Source organism: Luteimicrobium sp. NPDC057192 (assembly GCF_042670205.1).
Classification (GTDB): Bacteria; Actinomycetota; Actinomycetes; order Actinomycetales; family Cellulomonadaceae; genus Luteimicrobium.
Genome location: NZ_JBHUWD010000041.1, coordinates 21897 through 38372, shown reverse-complemented (window position 1 = coordinate 38372; position 16476 = coordinate 21897). Strand labels below are relative to the sequence as shown.

The 16476-nt window shown below is 74.0% G+C and carries 8 protein-coding genes; 3 read left to right on the top strand and 5 right to left on the bottom strand.

Features of this window, described 5'->3' with window-relative positions; genetic code table 11:
* Positions 1–34 precede the first annotated feature (34 nt).
* The 5 genes from ACFT5B_RS16980 to ACFT5B_RS16960 form a co-directional block, all read right to left on the bottom strand.
* Positions 35–3424 carry a GH92 family glycosyl hydrolase gene (locus ACFT5B_RS16980; protein WP_386800351.1) on the bottom strand — a complete coding sequence of 1130 codons (3390 nt, stop codon included), beginning with the start codon at positions 3422–3424 and terminating at the stop codon, positions 35–37.
* A 149-nt stretch (positions 3425–3573) separates the two neighbouring features.
* Complete coding sequence (gene cydC, locus ACFT5B_RS16975; protein WP_386800350.1) at positions 3574–5217, bottom strand: thiol reductant ABC exporter subunit CydC; 1644 nt, start codon at positions 5215–5217, stop codon at positions 3574–3576.
* Entirely contained in the window at positions 5214–6917 is a 1704-nt protein-coding gene (gene cydD / locus ACFT5B_RS16970) for a thiol reductant ABC exporter subunit CydD (protein WP_386800349.1), read from the bottom strand. Before cydD ends, cydC begins: the two co-directional genes overlap by 4 nt.
* Entirely contained in the window at positions 6914–8005 is a 1092-nt protein-coding gene (cydB, locus tag ACFT5B_RS16965) for a cytochrome d ubiquinol oxidase subunit II (RefSeq protein WP_386800348.1), read from the bottom strand. The genes cydD and cydB overlap by 4 nt, the downstream gene beginning before the upstream one ends.
* 24 nt (positions 8006–8029) lie before the next feature.
* Positions 8030–9526, bottom strand: a complete 1497-nt coding sequence (locus ACFT5B_RS16960) for a cytochrome ubiquinol oxidase subunit I (RefSeq protein ID WP_386800347.1) — start codon at positions 9524–9526, stop codon at positions 8030–8032.
* A 612-nt stretch (positions 9527–10138) separates the two neighbouring features.
* Between ACFT5B_RS16960 and ACFT5B_RS16955 the strand changes: the two genes are divergently transcribed.
* From ACFT5B_RS16955 to ACFT5B_RS16945, 3 genes are all read left to right on the top strand, one after another.
* Entirely contained in the window at positions 10139–13375 is a 3237-nt protein-coding gene (locus ACFT5B_RS16955; RefSeq protein ID WP_386800346.1) for an Rne/Rng family ribonuclease, read from the top strand.
* 100 nt (positions 13376–13475) lie between these two features.
* The gene (locus tag ACFT5B_RS16950) at positions 13476–15530 is read left to right on the top strand and encodes a S9 family peptidase (RefSeq protein ID WP_386800345.1); all 2055 of its coding nucleotides are present in this window, start codon (positions 13476–13478) and stop codon (positions 15528–15530) included.
* A 42-nt stretch (positions 15531–15572) separates the two neighbouring features.
* Complete coding sequence (locus ACFT5B_RS16945) at positions 15573–16148, top strand: thymidine kinase (protein ID WP_386800344.1); 576 nt, start codon at positions 15573–15575, stop codon at positions 16146–16148.
* The last annotated feature ends 328 nt before the right edge of the window (positions 16149–16476 follow it).

Sequence of the window (16476 nt, the reverse complement as noted above, 5' to 3'; positions counted from 1 at the left end):
GCCGAGGGGAACCGGCCGCCCGTCGTCGTCCTGGTCAGCCCTGGGCGATCGAGAAGATCCGGGCCTGGTCGGTCTTCGGCAGTGTCACCGAGACGACGGTCGTGCCCGCGGGCGCCGTGTACGGCGTCGTCGCGAACACGTACGCGCCCGGCAGCGAGGAGCCCGCGTTCCGCACGGGCGTCCACGCGACGACCGAGTTCCCGAACACCGGCTCGAGCGAGCCGTCGTTGACGTCGCCCGTGCTCGACGGCAGGACCCAGTCGCCGAACGAGAAGTCGGCGGTGGCGGTCGAGCCGTCGCTCAGAGTGACGGTCGCCGTGTTCTTGCCGCCGCCGTTGATCCCGGAGCCGACGAACGAGATCGTCTGCGCGGGCTTCGCGAGCGTGATCGACTGCCCGGCGGGCACGATCGTGTCGGGGAAGCCCTCGGGGGCCGACGGCCAGGTGAGCGTCGTGCCGTTGGCGAGCTTCGTCGTCGAGCCCGGCTTCAGGCCCACCGAGGCCAGCGAGTCGCGCGAGAACGAGTTCTCCGCGCGGTCGAAGTTCCCGTTGACCGAGTGCTCCGACGAGGTGCCGACGAGCGTCGTCGCGGCCAGGAGGCCGCCGTCCTTCGCGACGCGCACCGTGAGGTCGCTCCGGACGGTCTCCGAGCCGACCCGGGCGACGAGCTGCACGGGGTAGTAGCCGTCCGCCACCGTGGAGGCCACCTTGAGCGTGAGCGTCGCGTGCCCGGCGCCGGTGGCGTCGAGGTGCGTCGCGCCCGACGTCACGGTGATGCCGCGGGTGGCGCTCGTCGCGCTCAGGCGGACCTGGGGTGACGTCTTCTCGAGGCGCTGCACGTCGACCTTCAGCGTGCTCGTCGAGCCGGGCGTCACGGCCGGGTTGTCGGGCGTGGCGTGCACGGCCACGGCCGCGGAGCCCTTCCCGTACGACGGCGGCGCGGACTTCGCGCTCGTGCCCCAGGTGGGGCTCGCCTTCGAGGCGAGCGTGAAGCTCACCGTCGAGGAACCGTGACCGCGCGTGAGCGAGGCGAGGTCGGTCCAGGTCGCGTCCGTCCTGCGGCCGTCGACCGCGAGCCCGGAGACGTAGCGCTTGCCCTCGTTCGCACCCGCGGCGGTGACGTCGATCGTGCGGCCCGCAGCCAGGTGGATCCGCGCGGCGTCGAACGCCGGGGCGTTGACCGTCAGCACGTCCGTGCCCGGCGTCGCCGGGAACAGGCCCAGGGCCGCCCACACGTACCAGCTCGACTGGGCGCCGAGGTCGTCGTTGCCGGGCTCGGCCTTGTCGGGCTGCGTGCCGAACAGCGTCGTGCGGATCTCGTCCACGACCTCCGACGTGCGCCACGGCTGGCCGACGTAGTTGTAGTACCACGGCACGTTGAAGTCGGGCTCGTTGCCGGCCCACATGTACGGCTCGTTGGCGCCGACGTTCATGCCGTGCGTCATGAAGGCGTCGAGCCGGTCGGCGAACACGTCCTTCCCGCCGAGCGCCGTCACGAGGCCCTGCACGTTCTGCGGGACCAGCCACACGTACTGCTCGGCGTTGCCCTCGTCGTAGCCCACCGACCCGAAGCCCGTGATGCGGCCGCGGTACCCGAAGTCGGACGGGATGTTCAGGCCGTCACCGGTCGGGAACGCGCCCGACGCGTCGCGCAGCGAGACGTAGCGCGTCGTCGGGTTGAAGAGGTTCTGCCAGTAGTTCGACCGCGCCTGGAAGGTCGACGCGACGTCCTTCCGGCCGAGCGCGTCCGCGAGCTGTCCCACGGCGAAGTCGTCGATCGAGTACTCCTCGGTGATCGACCCGCCCGTGACCGCATGGTCCGTCTGGAACTCCTTGGTCTGCGGCGCGTAGTGCCGCTCGTTGTAGACCTGGGCGCCGAACCGCTCGACCGACTGGTCGTTGGTCCCGCCGGTGTTCTTGCCCGCGTCGGGGCCGACCGCGCCCTTGACCATGTAGTCGAGCGCGGTGCGCACGTCGAAGTCGCGCGCGCCGAACGCGTACGTCTGGGCGATCAGCGCGGCCGGGTTGTCACCGCTCATCTGGTTGGTGCCCGCGTTGGCGAACGCCCACCGCGGATACGACCCGCTCTGCTCCGCGTCGTTCACGAGCGACTGCGCCATGTCCGACGCCTCGTCGGGGAACAGCATCGCCTGCAGCGGCGCGAGCGTGCGGTACGTGTCCCAGTCGGAGAAGTACGCGTACTGGTGCCGCTGACGACCGTCGGCGGCCGGCTTCTCCGACACGTCGTGCACGACCGGGTTCTTCTCGAACCCGATGTACTGGCCGTTCACGTCGTCGAACGTGTTGGGGTGCAGGAGCGACCGGTACAGCGAGTGGTAGAAGGTCCCGGTCTCGCCCGCGGTGGCCGTGTCGCTCACCTGGACCTTCTCGAACGCGTCGTTCCACGTGTCGTGCGCGGCCTTGCGGACGCCGTCGAACGCGGCGCCCCACGAGGCGTACGCGTCGGTGCCGGGAGCCGCGGCGTCCGGCGTCGGGACCTCGGTGTTCATGTTGAGGATCGCGTTGTCCGTGCTGACGTACGAGAGCGCGATCTTCAGGCGCACCGTCGTCGTCCCCGCGGGGAACGAGACGTAGCCGCCGGCCTTCGTGTTCGAGACCTCGGCGTCGTGCGCCCCGTCGCCCACCGACACGGAGCCCTTCGACTCGTCCCACGCGCCGTACGACGCGAAGTCCTGGTCGACCTTCGCCGCGAAGAACGCCGTGTAGCTGTTGTTCTTGCCGCAGAAGTTCCCGGACTTCGTCCAGCCGGTGATGATCCCGGTCTTCGGGTTGACGTTGAGCGATCCCGACCGCGTCGAACTGTTCGAGACACCCGAGCGGAACGTGATCGACGGCGTCGTGCCCGACGGGAACGTGAACGTCGCGACGCCCGTGCGGGTGCTCGCCGTGAGCTCGGACGTGATGCTCGACCCGGACGCGTCTTTCGAGACCAGCTTGTAGTACCCGGGCGAGCCCTCCTCGCCGGCGTGCGTGTACGACTCCGTCTTGGTCCACGGTGAGGCGCTCGCGGCCATGCTCGTGGTCGTCGGGAGGACGGGGAAGTCGCCGAGCGCGCCGCAGCCCTGGGAGGCGTGGTCGAGGCCGAAGCCGCGCAGCGTGCTGTTGGCGTAGTAGTAGCCCTGGCCCGTTCCCGGGTTGTCGGGGGAGAACTGGACCATGCCGAACGGCACCGACGGACCGGGGAAGTTGTTGATCGAGCCGACCGTTGAGCCGCCCGTCCCGGTGCCGGCGAGCGTGCTCACCGTGGACGCGGGGTCCGTCACGAACGACGGGTCGTGCCCGTCGGCCTGTGCGGGGACCGCGAGCGTGAGGGATGCCGCCGTCGTGGCGGCGAGGGCGAGCGTGCCCGCCGCGAGCGCGCCGCGTGGCACGCGTCGTCGGCCGGGCAGGGGGATGCGTCTCATCGCATGGACTCCTTCGTCGAGCGGGTGAAGCTGCGAACGCTGACATCGTTGTCAGTTTCGTGCGATTCGTCAAGCGGTCGGCGTCCGGTTCGGCCGAGCCTCGCAGTCCGGTCGCCTTGCGATCGGGTCGCCTTCCGCTGCGTCGTCGCCTACGGGGCCGGGGCGTGCGCGTCGTCGAGGGTGAGCACCACGTCCGCGGCGTCGAGGGCGCCGCGATGATGGGTCGCGAGGAGGACGGTCCGGCCGTGCGCCGTGAGCCCGAGGATCATCCGCACGAGCGCGTCCGCGCCCGCGGGGTCGAGGTGCTCCGCGGGCTCGTCGACGACGAGCACCGGCGCCCGCGACACGAGGGCACGAGCCACCAGGAGGCGGCGTCGCTCGCCGCCGGAGACGGCGTCGCCGCCGGTCCCGACCACCGTCTCGAGTCCCGACGGCAGGGCATCGAGCCAGGCGCCGAGCCCCACGGCGGCGAGGACGTCGCGGGCCTCGGCCTCGGTCACGTCGCCGCGCGCGACGCGAAGGTTCTCGAGGACGGTCGTGTCGAAGAGGTGCGCGTCCTCGGCGGTCCAGGACGCCTCGGCATGGCGCTCGAGCCGTCCGGCCGCCGGCGCGAGGAGGCCGGCGAGCGTCAGCAGGAGCGTCGTCTTCCCGACGCCGCTCGGCCCCACGACGGCGAGCGAACCGCCCACGGGCACGACGAGGTCGAGCCCGCTCACCGCGGGTGCGCGTCGTGACGGCCACCCGCAGGCCAGGTCGTCGGCCACGAGGGCCACGCCGTCGTTCGACGCCGTCACGGCCACGGGGGCCGGGGCGCCGGGGTCGGGTGCGGCGTCGTCGAGCAGGGCCATGATCCGCGCGGCGGCGGCGCGCGAGCGCCGGAGCTGGACCGCCGCGGCGGGCAGCGCGCCGACGCCCTCGAAGGCGGCGAGCGGCGTCAGGACGACGACGGCCAGGTCCTCGGGCGAGAGGCGCCCGGACGCCACGGCGGGCACGCCGAGCAGGAGCGCCACCACGACCGCGACGCCGGTCGCCGCAGTCTGGATCGCCTCCGACGTCGCCGAGGTCCGCGCGCCGACGTCGGTGGCCGCGGTCAGCTCGCGGTCGGCGCGGCGCAGGTCGTCGAGACGGGGGCCGAGCGCTCCGGAGACGGCGAGCGAGCCGTCGTCACCGAGGACGTCGAGGGTCGCGGCGGTCATGTCCGCGCGCGCCCGGACGGAGCGGAGCTCCGTCTCGCGGGCCGCGCGGTCGGCGAGCCACGGCGCGCCCACCCCGACGACGAGCAGCAGGAGCAGCAGCGCGAGGCCGGCCTCGGGCAGCAGCACCCCGACGATCGCGACCGCGACGAGCGAGACGGCCGCCGCGACGCCCGCCGGCACGAAGGCGCGCACCACGACGTCGCCGACCGCGTCGGCGTCGGCACCGGTCCGGGCGAGCAGGTCGCCCTCGCGCAGGGCCGCGACGGCCTCGGGGCGGCCGGCCGCGAGCCGCGCGTAGAGGGTGGTGCGCAGGGAGACGACGCCGCGCAGGGCGACGTCGTGCGAGACGAGCCGCTCCGCGTAGCGCAGGGTCCCGCGCCCGACGCCGAACGCCCGGACCGTCACCGCGGCGACCGAGAGCACGAGCACGGGCGGCTGCTGCGAGGCACGCGCGATGAGCCACGCAGCGACGGCCGCGAGCCCGACGGCGCAGCCGAGCGCGAGGGACCCGAGCGTGACCGCGCCGGCGACGCGGCGCCAGGGGACGTCGAGCAGGGGCACGGCCCGGCGCAGCGGGTCGCGCCGCGGCGCGGTCATGCGGGCACCTCCGAGGTGGCCACGGCGTGCGGCGCGGGGGCCGATCGGACCTCGACGGCCCGGTCGCACGCGGCGACGAGCGTCGGCCGGTGCGCGACCACGAGGACCGCGCGACCCTCGTCGCGCAACGCGCGCACGGTCCGCACCACCGCGTCCTCGCTGGCGTCGTCCAGGTGGGCCGTGGGCTCGTCCAGGACCACCACCGGCCGCCGGGAGACCAGTGCGGACGCGAGCGCGACCCGTTGCCGCTGGCCGACCGACAGCCCCAGCCCGCCCCGTCCGACGGGCGTCTCCCAGCCGTCCGGGAGCGCCTCGACGACCCCGTCGAGCGCGGTCAGGCGCGCGGCCTCGGCGAGGCGGACGTCGTCGTCGGCGGTGGCCGTGGCGACCACGCCGAGCACCGCCTCGCGCAGGGTGCCCGGAGCGAGGTGCGGGCGCTGGGGCACCCAGGTCACCTGGGCCCAGAACGCGGCGGGGTCGAGGTCGGCCAGGGCGGACCGCTCGCCACGCGCGTCCGTGACCCATGCCGCGCCCGACGTCGGCGCCACGAGGCCCAGCAGCACCTGGACGGCGGTGGACTTGCCGGCGCCGTTCGGACCGACGAGCGCCACGGCCTCGCCGGTCGCCACGGTGAGCGAGAGCCCCGCCGGGGCGAGGACGCCGCGCCCGGGCGCCTCGACCGAGACGTCCTCGAACGTGAGTCGGGCCCCCGCGAGGTCGACGGCCGCCGTGCCGCTCGAGGGGAGGGGCTCCTCGAGGACCTCGAACGCGGCCCCCGCGGCGGCGATGCCGTCCGTCGACGCGTGGAACTGGGCGCCCACCTGCCGCAGCGGCAGGTACACCTCGGGCGCGAGGACCAGCACGGTCAGCCCGGTCACGAGGTCCATGCGGCCGTCGACGAGGCGGAGCCCGATGCTCACCGCGACGATCGCGACCGACAGCGTGGTGAGCAGCTCGAGGACCATGCCGGACAGGAACGCGATCCGCAGCGTGCCCATCGTGGCGCGACGGTTGGCGTCGCCGAGCGCGCGGACCCGCTCGCGCGGCCCCTCGGCGCGCCCGAAGGCGCGGAGCGTGGGCAGCCCCGCGACGAGGTCGAGGAGCTGCGCGCCGAGCCGCTGGAGCGAGGCGAGCCGCCGCTCCGAGACGCCCTGCGTGAGCCGCCCGACGAGCACCATGAACAGCGGGACGAGCGGGAGCGTCACGATCACGACGAGCCCGGACACCCAGTCGAGCCCCAGCACCACGACGACGAGCAGCGGCGTGACGATCGCCGTGAGCAGGAGCTGCGGGACGTACCGCACGAAGTACGGCTCGAGCGCGTCGAGGCCGGTCGTCGCGAGCGTCGTCAGGCGGGTGCCGCGTGCCGAGCCGCGCCACCGCGGTCCGAGCGCCGTCGCGTGGACGACGAGCGCCTCCCGCAGCTCGGCGACCGTGCTCGCCGCCGCGCGGACCGCGAAGCGCTCCTGGCACCACGACACCGCGGCACGCGCCGCGACGACGGCGACCAGCCACGCCAGGCGCGGGGCCAGGGTGTCGAGCCGGGCGCCGTCGTGCACCGCCCGCCCGAGCGCCTCGCCGATCAGGACCGCCTGCGCCACGACCAGGGCTCCGGCGAGCACGCCCAGGACCGTCGTGAGCGCGAGGTACCCCCGCGCCGCGCGGGCGTGCCGCAGCAGGCGTGGGTCGAGGGGCTTCACGTGCGCGGGACGCCGTCGCCCTCGGCCGCGGGCGCGGGCGCCACGGGCCGGTCCGACCGGCGCAGGCTCAGGCCGATCGGGTCGGGGATCGACGACGCCGTGAGCCGCTTGCGGAACACCCAGTACGTCCAGCCCTGGTAGAGCAGGACGACGGGAGTGAGGATCAGCGCGACCCACGACATGATGACGAGCGTGTAGTGCGTCGAGCTCGCGTTGGTGACGGTGAGCGAGTTCGCCGGGTCGGTCGCGGGCATGACGTCGGGGTACATCGAGCCGAAGATCAGCACGACGGTCGCCACGATCGCGATCGCGGAGAACGTGAACGCCCAGCCCTCGCGCTCGCGCCAGGCCGCAGCCACGACGCCGAGCAGCGCGACGGCGGCGACGGCCACCGCGGCCCACGTCCAGCCGGTCCCGTACGCGGCCTGCGCCCACACGGCCCACGCCCCGGCGACGACCAGCGCCGCCACGGAGAACGGCTTGGCGAGGTGCATCGCGCGCTCACGCACGACGCCGGTCGACTTGAGCCCGAGGAACACGGCACCGTGCGTGAGGAACACGGCGAGCGTCGTCAGGCCGCCCAGCAGGGCGAACGGGTTGAGGAGCGCCCAGAACCCGCCCACGTAGTCGTGCTGGGCGTCCAGGTCCACGCCGCGCACGAGGTTCGCGAACGCGACGCCCCACAGGATCGCGGGGAGCCACGAGCCCACGACGATCGCGCGGTCCCACCAGCGCGCCCAGCCGGGGTCCGAGACCTTGCCGCGGTACTCGAACGCGACCCCGCGGACGATCAGCGCGAGCAGGATGAGCAGCAAGGGCAGGTAGAAGCCCGAGAACAGGCTCGCGTACCACTCCGGGAACGCCGCGAACGTCGCGCCGCCCGCCGTGATGAGCCACACCTCGTTCCCGTCCCAGACCGGCCCGATGGTGTTGATGACGAGGCGACGGTTGCGGTCGCGCTCCTTCGCGTCGGCGCTCCGGCCGACGATCGGCAGCAGCATCCCGACCCCGAAGTCGAAGCCCTCGAGCACGAGGTACCCGGTCCACAGGACCGCGATGATGACGAACCACAAGGTGGTGAGCTCCATGGCTGGCTCCTTCCCGTGCGCGGGTCAGTAGGCGAAGGACAGGGGACGGTCGGCGTCGTCGGGGGTGCGCGCCTCCGGGGAGTCGTCGTGCACCACGTCGGGCGCGCCCTCGATCGTGTACCGGTGCATGAGTCGGTACCAGACGACGGCCAGCACGCCGTAGACCACGGTGAACGCGATCATCGACGTGAGCACCAGGCCCGAGCCCACGTTGGTCGACACGCCCCGCTCGGTGAGCAGGCGGACGTCGTCGAGCCCGGTGGGGTTGGGCGCGACGACCCAGGGCTGACGTCCCGTCTCCGTGAAGATCCAGCCGAACGAGCAGGCGAGGAACGGGGTCGCGAGCGAGACGAGGCCCAGCCTGCTGAGCCACGTGCTGTCGCTCACGCGGCCCTTCCGGGTCGCCCAGAACGCGAAGACCGCGAGCGCGAGAGAGAAAGCCGCCCAACCGATCATGAGGCGGAAGCTCCAGTACGTGAGCGCGAGGTTGGGCGAGTAGCTGATCGGGTTCCCGTTCGCGTCCGTGGCCCCGAACTTCTGCTCGTACTCGGCCTGCAGCTCGGGCACGGACTTGATGGGGGCCGTGAACGAGCGGTCGGCGAGGAAGGACGTGGCGCCGGGGATCTCGATGATGCGCTTGACGCCCTCGCAGTCGTTGTTGAGGTTCCCGATCGACAGGATCGAGAACGCCGCGCCGTCCGGCGACGGGGTGCACAGCGCCTCCGCGGACGCCATCTTCATGGGCTGCTGCTGGAACATGAGCTGGCCCTGCACGTCGCCCGAGTAGATGACGCCGGCGCCGGCGATCACCATGACGAGGACGCCGAGGCGCACCGCGGGCCGGTACACGTCGCGCGCCGTCTCGAGGTCGTCGGCCTTGCGGGTCCGGGCCAGGCGCACCATCCACCACGCCGCGATGCCGGTCACGACGGTCGCCGCCGTGAGGAACGACGCGGTGACCGTGTGCGGGAACGCCGCCCACAGCGTCGAGTTCCCGAGCACGTCGCCGATGCTCTTCATCTCCGCGCGGCCCGTCTCGGCGTTGTACGTCGTGCCGACGGGGTGCTGCATCCACGAGTTCGCGGCCAGGATGAAGAACGCGGACAGGTTCGTCGAGATCGCGACGAGCCAGATCATCGCGAGGTGGAGCTTCTTGTTCAGCTTGTCCCAGCCGAAGATCCACAGGCCGAGGAACGTCGACTCGACGAAGAACGCGGCCAATGCCTCCATCGCGAGCGGGGCGCCGAAGACGTCGCCTACGAACCGCGAGTACGCGCTCCAGGTCATCCCGAACTGGAACTCCTGGACGATCCCCGTGACGACGCCGATCGCGAAGTTGATGAGGAAGAGCTTGCCGAAGAACTTCGTCAGCTTGAGCCAGCGGTCCTTCTTCGTGATGACCCAGGCGGTCTGCATGATCGCGACGATCGGGCCGAGCCCGATCGTGAGCGGGACGAAGATGAAGTGGTAGACGGTCGTGATGGCGAACTGCCATCGCGCGAGATCGAGCACGTCGGGCATGGTTCGAGGCTCCTGGCCGGTCGCCGCGGGCCGCTTGAGGCACGCGATACGAGCACCGTAGGCCCCGACGCGCGGGCCGGACACTCGAACGGCGGGCGTCGTGAGACATGCCACTCGGGTGCGGTCCTACCTCACATTCCCGGCACCTCGAAAAGGGGCCGTCACCTGCGACGACGGTGCCCCGGTCCAGAAGCCGCCGAGGCCTCCCGAGCGGGGCGCGCGACCGGCCCCGGCGGGGTCGCCGCGCGGACGAACCCGGCGCGAACGGGAGATGTCGGGCGGGTGTCGCCCGACACGGTCCGGTGGCGCGTCGTCGTGACCGAGTCGTGACCTGGTGTGCGATACTTCTCATGACTTCGGGGGTGCCCGTACGCCCCCGACGCACGGCCCGCAGCACCCCGCGACTCGCGGCTCGCGGAGCGGCCGCCGCCGCTGCACCAGACGCAGCGTGACGGCAGGCGCCCCCCGTCGCCCGCGGAGCTACGGTCCGCCCCCGACGACTTCCGTCGCCGCCGGAGGCACGCACCCTCGGGTGCCCCGCCGGTGAGCGACGACCGACCGCCCGCAGGGCCAGCAGCTACGGGTCTTGGCCCTCCGGGGTAGGAGCGACGCGTGACCCGCGACGACACCACTGCATCCACCGATCCCACGACGCCCGGCGAGGGCGAGGCACCCCGCAAGCGCCCCCGGCGGCGCGCGACCCGGACCGTCGGCGCACCGTCCGACGTCGTCGTGGTCCCCGAGGGCGCCGGCGCGCACGGCGGCGCCCCGCTCGAGATCACCCTCCCGCAGCCCGCCGCCGAGCGGGCCGCCGCGGTCGCCGAGGCACGGCAGGAGCCCGTCGCGGAGCCGGCCCCGGCGCTCGACGTCCTCGCCGAGCTCGGTGTCGCGCCCCGGGGGCGCCGGTCGGCGTCCCGCCCCCAGGACACCCCGTCCGCCGCCGGTCCTGAGGCCGGCCTCGCCGGGATCGCGCTGCCCGACGCCGCGCCGACCCGCACGCGCCGCAAGGCGACCCGTGCCACCGCCGCGCCCGACGCGGCCGGCCCGTCCACCGAGACCGTGGCCGAGAGCGCGTCCGAGCCCGCCGCCGAGGCGGCGCCGAAGGCGCGCCGCAGCCGCGCCCGCAAGAGCACGGCCGACGCCCCGGAGTCGGCGTCCGTCGAGCCGGCCCGCGAGGCCGAGCCGGCGAGCGAGCAGCCCGAGGCGCCGAAGAAGCGCGCCACGCGCTCGCGCAAGACGTCCGGCACGGCTGCGAAGCCCTCCGTGGAGTCGCCCGCGTCCGAGCCCTCCGCCACCGAACCTGTGGGCGCGGCGGCCGAGGCGCCCGAGCCGACGACGACCATCGTCCCCACGACGCCGGGCGGCCAGCCCCGCCTCGCGACGACGGCCCTCCTGTTCCAGGCGCCGGACCCCACGACGGCCCCGCGCCGCAGCCGCCGCGCGCAGGCCCCGGCCGGCCCGCCGCGTGCGGCCGACCCCACGGCCACCGACCCCGCGGCCGCGGAGCCGGCCGCCGCCGCGGACACTGCCGCGCCCGAGCGCGGCACGAAGACCGCGTCGCAGGAGCCCGCAGCGGCTCCCGCGTCCCGCCGCAGCCGGCGGGCCACCGCGCCCGCAGCTGCCGAGACGGACGAGGCCGCGGACGCGCCCGGAGCCCCGCAGTTCTCGGTCGACCGGCTCTCGCGCGCCGAGCGTGACGCGATCGAAGAGGTCGAGATCATCGAGGCCGAGCTCGTCGCCGAGGGCCTCGAGGGCGAGCTCGTCGAGTTCGGCGACGTCGACTTCGTGCTCGAGGAGGCGGACTCCGCACCCGAGGCGGACACCGCCGACGAGGAGGGCGGCGAGGAGTCGGACGACCGTGACGCGGCCCCGCGTCGCCGTCGCCGTCGTGGTGGCCGTGGCCGCCGCAACCGCGGCGTCGGTGAGGGCGACAACGGCTCGGACGAGGACGAGCGCGCTGACGACGCCGAGGACGCCGAGCCGGACGAGGCCGCGCGCGACGAGGCGACCGACGCGGAGGGCGAGGAGACCGAGGCCGGCACGAGCCGTCGTCGTCGTCGCCGCCGCAGCCGCGGGACGTCCGAGGGCACCCGCCCGGGCCGTGCCAGCGACGAGGTCACGGCGCTCAAGGGCTCGACGCGCCTCGAGGCCAAGCGTCAGCGCCGCCGCGAGGGCCGCGACGCTGGCCGCCGCCGCCAGATCATCACCGAGGCCGAGTTCCTGGCGCGCCGCGAGTCGGTGCAGCGGTCGATGGTCGTGCGCGAGCGTGACGGCCGCACCCAGATCGCGGTGCTCGAGGACGGCGTGCTCGTCGAGCACTACGTCTCTCAGCAGGCTCAGGCGTCGATGGTCGGCAACGTCTACCTGGGCCGGGTCCAGAACGTGCTCCCGAGCATGGAGGCGGCGTTCGTCGACATCGGCAAGGGCCGCAACGCGGTGCTGTACGCGGGCGAGGTCAACTGGGACGCGGCCGGTCTCGAGGGCCAGCCGCGTCGCATCGAGGAGGCGCTCAAGTCCGGCGACGCGGTGCTGGTCCAGGTGACCAAGGACCCGATCGGCCACAAGGGCGCGCGCCTGACCTCGCAGGTCACGCTCGCGGGCCGTTTCCTCGTGTTCGTCCCGGGCGGCGGCATGACGGGCATCAGCCGCAAGCTTCCCGACACCGAGCGCGCCCGGCTCAAGAAGATCCTGCGCGAGGTCGTGCCCGAGGGGGCGGGCGTCATCGTGCGCACCGCCGCCGAGGGGGCGAGCGAGGAGGAGCTGCGCGCCGACGTGGCCCGGCTGCAGGCGCAGTGGGAGGCGATCGAGAAGAAGTCGGCGAAGTCGTCGTCCGCGCCGGCCCTGCTCCAGGGCGAGCCGGACCTCGCGATCCGCGTCGTGCGCGACATCTTCAACGACGACTTCGGCTCGCTCGTGGTCGAGGGCGACGGCCCGTGGAAGGAGATCTCGTCGTACCTGGGCGAGCTCGCTCCCGACCTCGCGGAGCGCGCGTCCAAGTGGACCGGCGTGGACGACGTCTTCACCGTGCACCGCGTCGACGAGCAGCTCGCGAAGGGCATGGACCGCAAGGTCTGGCTGCCGTCGGGCGGGTCGCTCGTGATCGACCGGACCGAGGCCATGACGGTCATCGACGTCAACACCGGCAAGTTCACGGGCTCGGGCGGCACGCTCGAGGAGACCGTGACCCGGAACAACCTCGAGGCCGCCGAGGAGATCGTCCGCCAGCTCCGGCTGCGCGACATCGGCGGGATCATCGTCATCGACTTCATCGACATGGTCCTCGAGTCGAACCGCGACCTCGTGCTGCGCCGCCTGGTCGAGTGCCTGGGCCGCGACCGGACCAAGCACCAGGTCGCCGAGGTGACGTCGCTGGGCCTCGTCCAGATGACGCGCAAGCGCGTCGGCCAGGGCCTCGTCGAGGCGTTCTCCGAGACGTGCGAGCACTGCCACGGACGCGGCTTCATCGTGCACACCGACCCCGTCGAGCGGTCGGGCCAGAGCGGGCAGGGCGGCGACGCCCACGTGCACACGCACGGCTCGGCCGAGGCCGGCGGGTCGGACGAGCCGCGGCGCGGGTCGCGACGTCGGCGCGGCAAGGCCGCCGAGACGGCGCCCGCGAGCCAGGCCGCCGGGCACGGTGTGCCCGTGGTCTCGGAGTCGCGCGACGCGGTGAAGGCCACGCTCGCGACGATCGCCGCGGCGGCCGCGCACGCGCACGACCACCCGCACGAGCACGAGACGCACGACCCCGCCGACCAGGACGCCGTCCTGACGCAGGTCAACGAGGGCCGCAGCGACGAGGTCGAGGAGCCGGCGGCACCGGAGACCGACGCCTCCGCGCAGGACTGACGGGGAGAGGCCCTCGGGGGTGGCAGCAGCCGCCCCCGAGGGCTTCGTCCGTCCGGAGCGGGGACAGCACCAGCGGGGGAGCAACGAGGAAGGAGCCGGCGTGAAGCCGACCGACATCGAGACCTTCGCCCAGGTGGGCGCGATCACCGTGGACCCCGAGGGGACCCGCGCGGTCGCCGCGGTGGCCCACGCGTCGCTCGCCGCGGACGCGACCGTGGGGCAGCTCTGGGAGCTGCCGCTCGGGGACGGCGCCGGCCCGGACCGGGCGCGCCGGCTGACCCGCGGACGACGCGACCTCGCCCCGCGCTTCTCGCCGGACGGGCGCCTGCTCGCCTTCCTGCGTGCCGTTCCCGGCGGCAAGCCGCAGGTCCACGTCGTCGACGCGCGCGGCGGCGAGCCCGTCGTCGTCACGGACCAGCCCCTCGGCGTGAGCGACCTCGCTTGGTCGCCGGACTCGGCACGGCTCGCGTTCGTGGCTGCCGTCCCCGAGCCCGGCCGGTACGGCACGGTCGACGGGCTCGGCCCCGACGCCGAGCCGGCCCGCCGCATCACGACCGTCCGCTACTCGGGCAACGGCCGCGGCTACACGATCGACAAGCGCTCCCACGTGTTCGTCGTCGACGTGCCCGACGTGGGCGCGGAGCCGTCGTACGAGCGCGCGCCCGACGTCCCCGCGGACGCCGACGACGAGACCGCCGAGGCACCGGCCTCTGGGCTTCCCGAGGCGCGACGCGTGACGAGCGTCGATACCGACCACGGTGCGCCGGTGTTCACGCCCGACGGGCAGCACCTGCTCGTGATCGCCGCGCTGCACGACGGGCGCGACACCGACCTGCGCAGCGACGTCTGGTCGTTCCGGGTACCGACCGGCGACGCCCCCGACCTGGCCGCCGCGGAGCCGGTGCGTCTCACGGGAGACGAGAACCTCGACGTCGGCGCGCTCGCCGTCGGACCTGACGGTCTCGTCTGGTTCGCGGCCGGAGAGCTCGGTCCCGACGGTCGCGACTTCGTGGCACGGACCACGGCCGTCTACGTGATCGAGCCCGCCGCGGGCGGCTTCGGGGCGCCGCGGCGCGTGACGGACCCGGCCGACCACGACATCGCCGACGCCGGCCTCGAGCCCGTCCCGGGCGCCCTGTTCGCGGTGGACCGGACGCGCGGGCGTGGCCCCGTGCTCCGCGTCGGCGCCGACGGCGACGTCACGACCGTGCTCGGCGGCGACGTCGAGGCCACCGCGATGGCCGTCGGCGGGCGGTCGCTCGTCGTCGCGGTCGTGACACCCGGTTCCTCGGGTGACGTCGTCGCGCTCGCCCTCGGCGACGGGCACCGGCCCGTGGGAGAACCCCGAGCCCTCACCGACCTGGGCGTGGCCGCCCGGGCGAGCGGCGTCGTCGTGCCGGTGGAGGAGGAGCACCCGAGCGCCGACGGCACGCCCGTGCACGGGTGGGTCGCCGTGCCCGACGCGCCCGGTCCGCACCCCGTGCTGCTCATGATCCACGGCGGCCCGTTCGCCCAGTACACGACCGGGCTGTTCGACGAGACGCAGGTCTACACCTCGGCCGGGTACGCGGTCGTGTACTGCAACCCGCGCGGCGCCGCCGGCTACGGGCGCGAGCACGGCCTCGCGATCAAGGAGCGGATGGGGACCGTCGACCTCGAGGACGTCCTCGGCTTCCTCGACGGCGCGCTCGCCGCGCACCCCGAGCTCGACGCCGACCGCGTCGGGATCCTCGGCGGCTCGTACGGCGGCTACCTCACCGCGTGGACGATCGCGCACGACCACCGCTTCGCCGCCGCCGTCGTGGAGCGCGGGTTCCTCGACCCGGAGACCTTCATCGGGACGAGCGACATCGGGTCGTTCTTCTCCGAGGCGTACACCGGAGCCGACCCGGCGCACCGCGCCGCACAGAGCCCGCAGGCCGTCGTCGACCAGGTCCGGACGCCGACGCTCGTGGTGCACTCGGAGCAGGACCTGCGCTGCCCGCTCTCGCAGGCCGAGCGCTACTACGCCGCGCTGCGGCGGGGCGGCGTCGACGCGGAGCTCCTCGTGTTCCCGGGGGAGAACCACGAGCTCAGCCGGGCGGGCCGCCCGCGGCACCGGGTGCAGCGGTTCGAAGCGATCCTCGAGTGGTTCGGCCGGTACCTCCCGGTCTGAGCCAGCGGTTGCCGCAGCGTCCCGCGCGGGTTGGATGAAGGCATGACGGGACGGGTCGAGGTCGTCGTCGGGCCGATGTTCGCCGGCAAGACCGAGGAGCTGCTGCGGCGGGTGCGCCGGGCGCAGGTGGCCGGGCGCGCCGTGGAGGTCGTGAGCCACGCGCTCGACGTGCGCCGCGGGGCCGGGCGGGTGAGCACCCACTTCGGCCTCGCGGTGCCGTCGCGCGTGGCGTCGCACGCCGCGGAGCTCGCGGACGCCCGCGACCCGGCGACCGAGCTGCTCGCGGTCGACGAGGCCCAGTTCTTCGGTCCCGAGCTCGTCGACGTGGTCGAGCGGCTCGCTGACGACGGCCTGGTCGTCGTGGTCGCCGGGCTCGACGTCACGTACGACCAGCGGTCCTTCGAGCCCATGGCCACGCTGGCCACGCTCGCCGAACGCACGGACCGGCTCCTCGCGGTGTGCGCGGTGTGCGGCGAGGACGCGCCGTTCCACGTGCGGGTCGCGCAGCCCACCGACGACGACGCCGCCGCGGCCACCGCCGAGCACGTCGGCGGGTCGGAGAAGTACCAGGCGCGGTGCCGCGCCCACCTCGACGCGCCGCCGTGGCGGGCGCGCTGACGGGCTCGCCGTCGCGGGGCGTTCGGCGGATCGTCGCGGTGCCCGCGACCGGCAGCCGGATCCCGGACCACCCCGTTATCGGAACGTTACCTATCGCCCCCTTGACGGCCGGCGACATGTGAGCGCTAACATGCCAAGGGTGGTGACAGCGATGTCACCGCGAAGCCTCAGGAGCCAGGGGCTGGTTTGCCAGTAGATGACGGGGCGGCTCACACGGGACACAACGACGGTTCCTGAGCTGCGCCAGCGGAATGTTAGCGCTCACATTCCCGATCGAGGGGTGGTGGCCCGACGCGCACGGCTGCGTGACCGGCCGTCGCGGTGACCG